Origin of the sequence: Cupriavidus sp. SK-4, from assembly GCF_000611125.1 — a bacterium.
GTDB lineage: Bacteria > Pseudomonadota > Gammaproteobacteria > Burkholderiales > Burkholderiaceae > Cupriavidus > Cupriavidus necator.
Genome location: NZ_JFJW01000084.1, coordinates 1 through 9,019, shown reverse-complemented (window position 1 = coordinate 9,019; position 9,019 = coordinate 1). Strand labels below are relative to the sequence as shown.

Here is a 9,019-nt window from a genome sequence, read left to right as displayed (position 1 = left end):
AATTTCCAAGCCCTCCCTCGGTGCCATAAGCGGCGCCGTATATCGCGCGCAAAACGTCGGAGTTCATGCACTCGCTGGTCACCAACGACTCATACGCCCAATCATTGGTTAAAGAGTCGAAACGGGCGCAAGACGACAGGTACAAATCTGGGCGGAGTATTTGGGGAAGGAATATGGCGGGCTGATGCCAGGGCGGCGCGCGGCTTGAGGTACCAGGAGGGTTCACCTCAGTGCGACATGAAGACTGGCAAGCCTGACTGGCGCAGCAGGGCGCGGGTGGTGCCACCCAGCACCAGCTCCCTCAGCCGGGAGCGGCCATAGCCGCCGGCGACCAGCAGGTCGGCCTGAACCTTGGCCGCAAGTTGTGGCAGCACGTGGTCGGGATCGCCCTCTCCGACAAGCAGACTGGCGCGGATGCCATGGCTGAGCAGCCATGCTGTCAGCCGATCCGCGCTGTCACGATAGGCCGCTTTCTCACCGGCAGCGCTGCGCTTGCCGGCGCTGACCACCAGGACGGTAACGGCGCTGGCATGCACAAGCCACGGCAGTGCGTCCGCGACCGCCCGCGCGGCCTCCCGGCCGCCGTTCCATGCGATGGCGACATGGCCACCAAGTCGCGGGCCGGACGCGCCCGGCACAAGCAGGATGGGCCGGCCTGTATTGAGCATCGCGTACTCCGCAACCCCGGCCAGCAGAGCCGGCACATCGGCCTGCGCCGAGGGCGATGCGGGCAGGATGAGATCGGCGAAGCGGCCCTCGTCGGCAAGCGCCCAGCCAGACTCGGCGTCGACAACGATGTGTCGGGTGGGAATGGCCGGCGACACTTGCCTGGTCAGCGTGTCGAGTGCGTTCCTGTGAGCGGCAGCCAGTTTGTGCAAATGGCTCGCGGCAAGCACGGCGTATTGCCCGGCTTCTTCGCCCGCCCCACGAAACGGCTCCAGGTGCGTTCCTGTTGCAGTCAGTCCGACCACGCTGCCGCCGGACGTTGCGGCAAGCCGTGCTGCCGTTTCAATGCGCGCGGACCGTGCAGCATCTTCGCTGAGGTCGACAAGGATGGTTCTGAAGTCCATGACGTGATTCCACTCTTTGGTTTGACTTTGCATCATCGTGAAAACAACACTGGTGCCGTCATCGAGTCAAGCAACGTATGCGTGACACCGCCCAGCACCAGTTCCCGCATGCGACCGTGTCCGTAGGCACCCATCACGATCAAGTCGGCATTGAAATCCGCCGCGCGCGAAAGGATCAGTTCGCCGATGGTCAGGTCAGCCCCACCGGGACCGTGTTCGATTTCCACGGCGACGCCGTGGCGCTCCAGCACGCGTGCGGCATGGCCGACCGGGGTGGCGTCGGCTCTTGCCTCCTTGGCCGCAGTCTGTGCGCAAAGAATGCGCGCCTGTGCGCCGGCCATTAGCGGCACGGCGTCGTGAAGCGCCCGCGCGGCCTCGCGGCTGCCATTCCACGCCACGATAACCCGCGTACCCAGCGTTGGAAACGTGCCCGCGCACGGCACCACGAGCGTCGGTCGGCCAGTCTCCAGCAGCAGCGATTCCAGTAGCTGTCGGGCCACCGGACCTTCGGTATTGCCGGGGTCGTACTGGCCGGCAACGACCAGGCCGGCCTCGCGGGCCTCGCGCAGCACTGATGCCACGGCCCCCCGCTCCGCAGCACGCCACTCCGCGCGCACTGACATTGCCTGGGTTGCCGCCAGAAACTGCGCCCGGCCGTCCTCCCTGACCTGCTTGCGCCGGGCCAGATCGTCCGCAACATATTGCTGCGCGCCATCCATGAGGTAGAACCAGGCAGGATCGGGAATGAAACCGGCGTACATGCCGATCAGCCGGCACTGGCTGGCCGCCGCAACGCGCCCCGCCACTTCGAGCCGCTGCCGTGCCTGCGGATTGCTGTCCAGATGAACCAGGATGCTGTCGTAAGCCATGTTCGCCCTCTCGCTCAACTACAAACCAGTCTAGGTAGCAAGGCCGACCGGCGCTTGACCCGGATCAACGGTCCTGCCCTGCGGCGAATTGGCTCACGTATCGCCCTCCTGTGCGGTGCAGGCTACTGCGAGCAAAGGGGTATGTGGAGCCGTCAAGCCATGTGGCCATCACTCCAGTTCTGGTTGGGATCAATAACTCGGCACGCCTGCCGCTTCGCGTTGACGCATGTCAAGCGCGTATCGAAGCCGGCGTCTACGCTTGAATGCAGCGAATCGCAACATTGAGCCCATCCTTGCCCCTCAGGAGACCCATCATGTACCAGCGCATCCTGCTCGCCGTCGATGGCAGCCGTTCTTCCGACCTGGCACTGAGCCAGGCCATCATCATCGCCAAGGCAACCGGGGCCGAGGTCAAGGCGTTGTTCGTGGTAGACGACAGCGATGTGTTCTTCGAGGCCAGTTACTTCAACCCCAAGGAACTGGTCGACAACATCACCGCGCACGGCCGCAAGGCGCTGGACGCTGCCTCGTCCAGGCTCAGCGAAGCAGGCGTGCGCAACTCGGTGAAACTGGATGAAAAGCCGGTGGCGCCCGGCCGGATCTCGTTGACCATTGTCACCGAAGCCGATGCGTGGAATGCCGACCTGATCGTGCTTGGCACCCACGGCCGCCGCGGCGTCCGGCGCCTGCTGATGGGCAGCGTGTCGGAAGGCGTGCTTGCCAAGACCAGCAAGCCCGTGCTCCTGGTCCGCAGCGAAGTCGAAGGTTAGGCGCGCCACGGCGCCACAGGCGGCGAGGGAGTGCCACGCCATGCCCCACCAAACCATGCGTGCGATGGTCTTCGAGGGCGCAGGCCTGCCGCTGCGCCTTCACGAGTTGCCGGTTCCCGACCCGGGGCCCGGCGAACTTCGCATCGCCGTGGGGGCTTGCGGGGTGTGCCGGACCGACCTGCATATCGCCGACGGCGACCTGCGCCATCCCAAGCCGATGCTCATCCCGGGACATGAAATCGTCGGACAGGTGGATTCGTGCGGCGCCGGTGTCACCGCCTTCAAGCCGGGCGACCGCGTGGGTGTGCCCTGGCTCGGACATACTTGTGGCCGTTGTCGCTACTGCCTGCGTCATCACGAGAATCTTTGTGACGCGCCGCTATTCACTGGCTATACCCGCGATGGCGGCTATGCGGAGTACGTTGTTGCCGACAGCGGCTATTGCTTCCCGATTCCGCCCGGCTACGATGACGAACACGCCGCACCACTACTCTGCGCCGGCCTGATCGGCTACCGGACGCTGCGCATGGCGGGCGTAGCCAGCCATGCACACCGCATCGGCATCTACGGCTTTGGCGCCGCCGCTCATCTGGTGACGCAGATCGCGGTGGCACAAGGCCGCGAAGTCTACGCCTTCACCCGTGCGGGCGACGCAGGGGCCCAGCAACTCGCATACCAATCCGGCGCGTGCTGGGCCGGCTCGAGCGACCTCCAGTCGCCCGTGCCGCTGGACGCCGCGCTGATTTTCGCCCCGGTGGGCGCGCTGGTTCCCAATGCGCTGCGCGCCGTGGACAAGGGTGGCATCGTGGTCTGTGGCGGAATTCATATGAGCGATATCCCAGGCATGCCTTACCAACTGCTTTGGGAAGAAAGGCGCCTGTGTTCCGTAGCCAACCTCACGCGTGCCGACGGCATCGCGCTGATGGATATCGCCGCCCGGACCCCGCTGCATACGCACACCACCGCGTATCCGTTGGAGCAGGCCAACGAAGCACTGGCCGACCTGCGCGAGGGCCGGCTTACCGGCGCCGCCGTCCTGAAACTCCGTCAATACATCCTTGGCAGATAGATCGATGAGCCGTTACCAGACACGTTTTCAGGCGCGTGAGCATGCGGGCTCGGAACTGGCCTGGGCGTTGCGCGCGTATCGGGGAACCGGTGCCCTGGTCCTGGCGATTCCGCGCGGCGGCGTGCCGGTCGGGCGCGTTGTGGCCGACGCACTGGGCGCTGACTTCAACCTGGTGATGGCGCGCAGGATCGCTCCTGGCGTAGCACTGGACGACTCTGGCGCGACATGGTGCACGGACGCAATGAACGCAAATGGCGGCGCCAGCAGCCAGCGTGATGCCCAGTTCGACCAGCTTCGCAGGCAGCGCGCCGTGTATACGCCGGTTCGCAAGCTAGCGGATCCGGGCGGTCGCGTGGTGATCGTCGTGGATGACGGCCTGGTGAGCGGCGCAACGATGTATGCGGCCCTCGCAAGCCTGCGCAAGCGGCACCCTGCCCGGCTCATATGCGCGCTCCCGATCGCCACCCCAGCCGGACTGGACCGGGTCCGCGCGCTGGCCGACGAAGTCATCTGCCTGGATACGCCGGACCGCATCGAAAACCTCGCGCACTTCTATCATGAGTTCCAGTTGGTCAGCGACGACCGCGTCCGGCAGTTGACAGGGATACCGCAAGCGCAACCCCAGACCCGCGCCCGGCCAGGTGCGGTGGCGGGCGTGCCATCGTTGAGCAAGGCGATGCTGATTCCGTATCAGACGACTCGGCTCCGGGCCATGCTCGAATCGGCGCCGAACCCGATCGGCGTCGCGGTGATGGTGCATGCCGGTGGCGCGCAACGCCGCGCAGCCCGCAGCCATTACCTGGCACGCAAGCTGCGCGCGAAAGGATTCGCCACCATGCTCATAGACCTGCAGCCTGACAGCCGCGTCGACGACGCACCGGAATCGGATGTCGATGAGCTGGTGGCAAGACTGGACCAGACCTTAAGCTTCCTGCGTACTGGGACGCCTTGCGCAAGCTTGCCTGTGGGCCTGCTAAGTACCGGCACCGCAGCGGCGGCAGCCCTACGCTCGGCCGCGTGCGGCGCGACGCAACTCAGCGCCGTGGCCTGTGTTGCGGGGCGCCTGGATCTCGCGGGCAGCGCAACCCTGCGGCAGCTCGAAATCCCTGCCTTGCTGATATGTGCCAGCGGCAATCCGAAAGACATCCAGATCAACAATCTTGCATTCGAACAGATGCATTGTCCGCGGCAACTGAGGATCATCCCGACCAGCAGCCGCGGATTTGAAGACCGCAGGGCCCTGGAAGACATCGCGGCACTCACGATAGGCTGGTTCGAGCGGCACCTTGCGGCCCCATCTCCTCTCGGCCTGGGTTACGGCGGATGACAATACCTGGCGGGTTACGCTGGGCTGGGCCCCAGTCCGCCCTCGCCAACTGGCGCCGGGCACGCCATTGCAGCGTGCCCCGCTTGCAGACGCTTACTTGACGCTTACTCGACCGCGATGCCTTTCTCGCGGATCACCTTGCCCCACTTGGCATAGTCCTGCTGGATGCGCTGCGCCATCTGCGCCGGCGCCTGGAAGTTGGCAATGGCACCGGCCTTCAGCAACTTGTCCTGGACATCCTTGTCGGCCAGGATCTTGCCGACCTCGCCAGCGACGCGGTCCACCACCTCTTTGGGCGTTCCCGGCGGCGCCAGCAGGCCGCCCCAGGAAACGGCGTCGTAGCCCTTGAAGCCTTGCTCGGCAATGGTCTTAACGTCGGGCAGCATGCTCACGCGCTGCGGCGAGCCGACCGCGATGGCACGCAGCTTGCCCGCCTGGATGTGCGGCAGCGCGGCGACGAGGTCGGCGTACATGATCGGGACCTGGCCACCGATGGTGTCGCTGATCGCTGGCACGCCGCCCTTGTAGGGCACATGCTGCATCTCGAAGCCGCCAATTTGCTTGAGCAGTTCCATGCTCAGGTGGCCGAAACTACCCGCGCCGGAGCTGGTGTAGTTGAGCTTGCCCGGCTGCGCCTTGGCCTGTGCGATCAACTTGGGCAAGTCCGTCACGTTGGGCAGCAGCGTCGGGTTGACCACCACCACGATCGGCAGGTCATAGACGGTGGCCACGGGCGTGAAGTCCTTGGTGGTGTCGTAGCCCGCCTTCTTGTACAGGTGCGGCGCCAGCAGCGTGGGCGTGGCCAGCATCATCAGCGTGTAGCCGTCGGGCGCGCTCTTGGCCACCTGGGCGGCAGCGATGGAACCCGATGCGCCGGCGCGGTTCTCCACCACCACCGGCTGCTTGAGGCGCTCGGCCAGCTTCTGGCCGACGATGCGCGACGCCGTATCCGTGGGCCCGCCCGGCGGGAACGGCACGACCAGCTTGATCGGCTTGCTGGGCCAGGATTGCGCGAAAGCGCTGCTGATGAGCAGCGGCACTGCGGCCAGGGCCAGGATGGCACGGCGCCGCGAGTGGACCATATGGGTGAGATTTCGAGTACGCACGATTGTTGTTCCAGTTGAATCAGTGCAAGGGAACCCAAGCCCCCCTTGCCGGGCGGGGCTGCGCGGACGCCCATGTGCGTCCGCGCGGCGCGAATGCTCAGGCCTGCTGTGGTGCCTCGGGCAGCGTCAGCACGCCGCGGGCCTGCAGTTCCTGCAGCTGGTCATCGCTCATCTGCAGCAGGCTCTGCAGTACCGTCCGCGTGCCCTCGCCCAGCGTCGGCGGCGCGTTGCGGATCGGCAGGCGCTGGCCATCCAGACGGTAAGGCGGCGCGAACACATGCGTGCTGCCTGCTACGGGATGGGGCATCTCGCGCAGCAGGCCGCCCTCGCGGGTCCGCTCGCTGGTCAATGCCTCGTGCAGCCCCGCCACCCTGCCGCAGGGAATGCCGCAGGCCGTCATGCGCTCGAGCAGCAGGTCGCGCGCAAAGCCGCGGATCAGGCCGGTGATCAGCGGGGTCAAGGTCTCGCGGTTCTTGGCGCGCTCCACATTGGTGGCATAGCGCGGGTCCTCGACGATGTCCGGACGCTCGACGACCTGGCGGCAGAACTTGTCGAACTGGCTGTTGTTGCCCACGGCGATGATCAGCGGGCCATCGGCGGACTCGAACATGCCATAGGGCACGATGGACGGATGGGCATTGCCATAGCGTGCGGGGTCGCGCCCGAGCAGCATGGCGTCCAGGCCGTAATAGCCGGTGACCATCAGCCCGCAGTCGTACAGCGCCATCTCGATCAGCTGGCCCTTGCCCTTGCGCTCGCGGCGGAACAAGGCGGCCAGCACCGCCTGCGCGGCATACATGCCGGTCATCAGGTCCACCACCGCCACGCCGAACTTCAGCGGCGGCGTGTCGGCTTCGCCGTTGAGCGCCATGAGCCCGGCCTCACCCTGGATCACCAGGTCGTAACCGGGACGCTTGGCCTCGGGGCCGCTGGTGTTGTAGCCGGAAACCGCGCAGTAGATCAGGTCGGGCCTGATCGCCTTGAGCTGTTCGTAGCCAAGGCCCAGCTTCTCGGCCCCGCCGGTCTTGAAATTGTGGATGACCACGTCGAACTGCGGCAGCAGGTCGTAGACGATCTGCACGCCTTCCTTGCTCTGCAGATCCAGTGTGATGGACCGCTTGTTGCGGTTCATGCTGTTGTAGTAGGTGGTCTCGGTCTTGCCGATGCGCATGCCCCAGTCGCGCGTGTCGTCGCCGCGGCCGGGATGCTCGACCTTGACCACCTCAGCGCCGAAATCGGCCAGGACCTGGCCACACAGCGGCCCCGCAAACACCCGCGACAGGTCGAGTACGCGCACGCCCTCAAGCGGGAAATCGATGCCTTGGGATTGATCAGGCGTCTGCATTGTTGGTCTCCATGGGCTGTTTCGAGGCACGAGCCGTCTGTGAATAATCGTAGCTTATGTCGGGCTGGCGTCACGCGATGCCGGCAGGGCTGCCGCAGCGCAGCACCCTGGATGCGGCGTGCCGGAATCCCGAACGTCGGTACCGGCGATGAAGACTCAGTGCACCGCCGACGACGGTGCGACAGAAGGAAGCAGAAAGCTTCCTCGGGCGTGAAGGGTCCCCATCGCGGTCAGCCTAGCATTCTTGCTTGGATAAATGCGCTATACAATCCCTCTTCACATTGACAAAATGTTCAATAAAATTTGACAGTTGATCCTGAGGACCGGGCGAAGCGCGGTGCGCTCCCAGGCATTTGACCCATAACATTGATATTAGACGCGCGCGTCGCCTTGCCCTCTTCCGGGATCCAGGCGCCTCATCACGACACCGACAATCATTCGAGGAGATTCCGTTGAAGCCGTCGAGCAAACACATTGTTGCGCTGCTGCTGGCCGTCGCCGGCACCGCCCACGCCGCCTATCCGGACCGCCCTATCAAGCTGATCGTGCCGTTCCCGCCCGGACAGGCCACTGACATCTTCGCGCGCGCCCTGGCCGAGAGGCTGGGCAAGCAGCTCGGTCAGTCAATCGTGGTGGAAAACCGCGCCGGCGCCGGCGGCAACATCGGCATGGAAGTGGCCGCGAAAGCCCCGGCCGACGGCTACACGCTCGTCATGGGCGGCAGCGCAATGGCTATCAACCAGACGCTGTACAAGAAGGTCAATTACGATCCGCGTCAGGACTTCGCGCCGATCTCGGGTGTGTTCTCGGTGCCGCTGGTCTTCCTGGCCACGCCACAATCGGGCTTCACGTCATTGCGCGACCTGATCGCCAAGGCCAAGGCCGCTCCGGGCAAGTACAGCTATGCCAGCGCTGGCATCGGCGGCACGCAGCACCTGTCTGCCGAGATGCTCAAAGCGCAGACCGGCGTGTTTATCGTGCATATTCCCTACAAGGGCAGCGGCCCGGCACAGGCGGACTTCCTGGGCAACCAGATTCCGCTGATGGTCGATTCCGTGACCGCCGCCCTGCCGCTAATCCAGACCAACAAGGCCGTGCCGCTTGCCGTAACAACGTCAAGGCGCGTGCCGCAGTTGCGGTCGGTGCCAACCGTGCGTGAAGAAGGCGTACCGGGTTTCGAAGCGCTTGGATGGGCGGTGATGATGGCGCCCGCGGGCACGCCGCCGGCAATCGTCAATCAGCTCAATGCGGAGACGGTGAAGGCGCTGCAATCGCCCGAACTGCACAAGTTCATGACCGATCGCGGGTCGGAGCCGATGCCGATGACGCCGGTTGAGACAGGGAAGTTTGTGGACAGCGAGATTCGGAAATGGGCAACAGTCGTAAAGCGGTCGGGCGCAACGGCGGATTGAGGGGTCAAAGTTTCTGCCGCGCAGAGCCTGTCAGATTTCTTGTGTGTTGAG

At 65.2% G+C, this 9,019-nt stretch carries 8 protein-coding genes; 4 read left to right on the top strand and 4 right to left on the bottom strand.

The window, feature by feature from the left end:
* Positions 1-227: 227 nt before the first annotated feature.
* Complete coding sequence (locus tag CF68_RS18100; RefSeq protein WP_035821261.1) at positions 228-1,070, bottom strand: universal stress protein; 843 nt, start codon at positions 1,068-1,070, stop codon at positions 228-230.
* A gap of 32 nt (positions 1,071-1,102) precedes the next feature.
* Positions 1,103-1,939, bottom strand: a complete 837-nt coding sequence (locus CF68_RS18095; RefSeq protein ID WP_035821259.1) for a universal stress protein — start codon at positions 1,937-1,939, stop codon at positions 1,103-1,105.
* Positions 1,940-2,253: 314 nt separating this feature from the next.
* Here CF68_RS18095 and CF68_RS18090 point away from each other — a divergent pair, with 314 nt between their 5' ends.
* The 3 genes from CF68_RS18090 to CF68_RS18080 are packed head-to-tail and all read left to right on the top strand — an operon-like array spanning position 2,254 to position 5,105.
* Positions 2,254-2,709, top strand: a complete 456-nt coding sequence (locus tag CF68_RS18090) for a universal stress protein (RefSeq protein WP_035821257.1) — start codon at positions 2,254-2,256, stop codon at positions 2,707-2,709.
* Positions 2,710-2,764: 55 nt separating this feature from the next.
* Complete coding sequence (locus tag CF68_RS18085) at positions 2,765-3,778, top strand: zinc-dependent alcohol dehydrogenase family protein (RefSeq protein WP_369798888.1); 1,014 nt, start codon at positions 2,765-2,767, stop codon at positions 3,776-3,778.
* 4 nt (positions 3,779-3,782) lie between these two features.
* A complete protein-coding gene (locus tag CF68_RS18080; RefSeq protein ID WP_035821253.1) occupies positions 3,783-5,105 on the top strand; it encodes a phosphoribosyltransferase family protein in 1,323 nt (440 codons plus the stop codon).
* A gap of 104 nt (positions 5,106-5,209) precedes the next feature.
* Here the strand turns inward: CF68_RS18080 and CF68_RS18075 are convergent, their stop codons facing one another.
* A complete protein-coding gene (locus CF68_RS18075) occupies positions 5,210-6,187 on the bottom strand; it encodes a tripartite tricarboxylate transporter substrate binding protein (RefSeq protein WP_035821251.1) in 978 nt (325 codons plus the stop codon).
* Between the two features lie 121 nt (positions 6,188-6,308).
* Positions 6,309-7,556 carry a CaiB/BaiF CoA-transferase family protein gene (locus tag CF68_RS18070; RefSeq protein WP_035821248.1) on the bottom strand — a complete coding sequence of 416 codons (1,248 nt, stop codon included), beginning with the start codon at positions 7,554-7,556 and terminating at the stop codon, positions 6,309-6,311.
* A 452-nt stretch (positions 7,557-8,008) separates the two neighbouring features.
* Between CF68_RS18070 and CF68_RS18065 the strand changes: the two genes are divergently transcribed.
* Entirely contained in the window at positions 8,009-8,968 is a 960-nt protein-coding gene (locus tag CF68_RS18065) for a tripartite tricarboxylate transporter substrate binding protein (RefSeq protein WP_051591574.1), read from the top strand.
* The last annotated feature ends 51 nt before the right edge of the window (positions 8,969-9,019 follow it).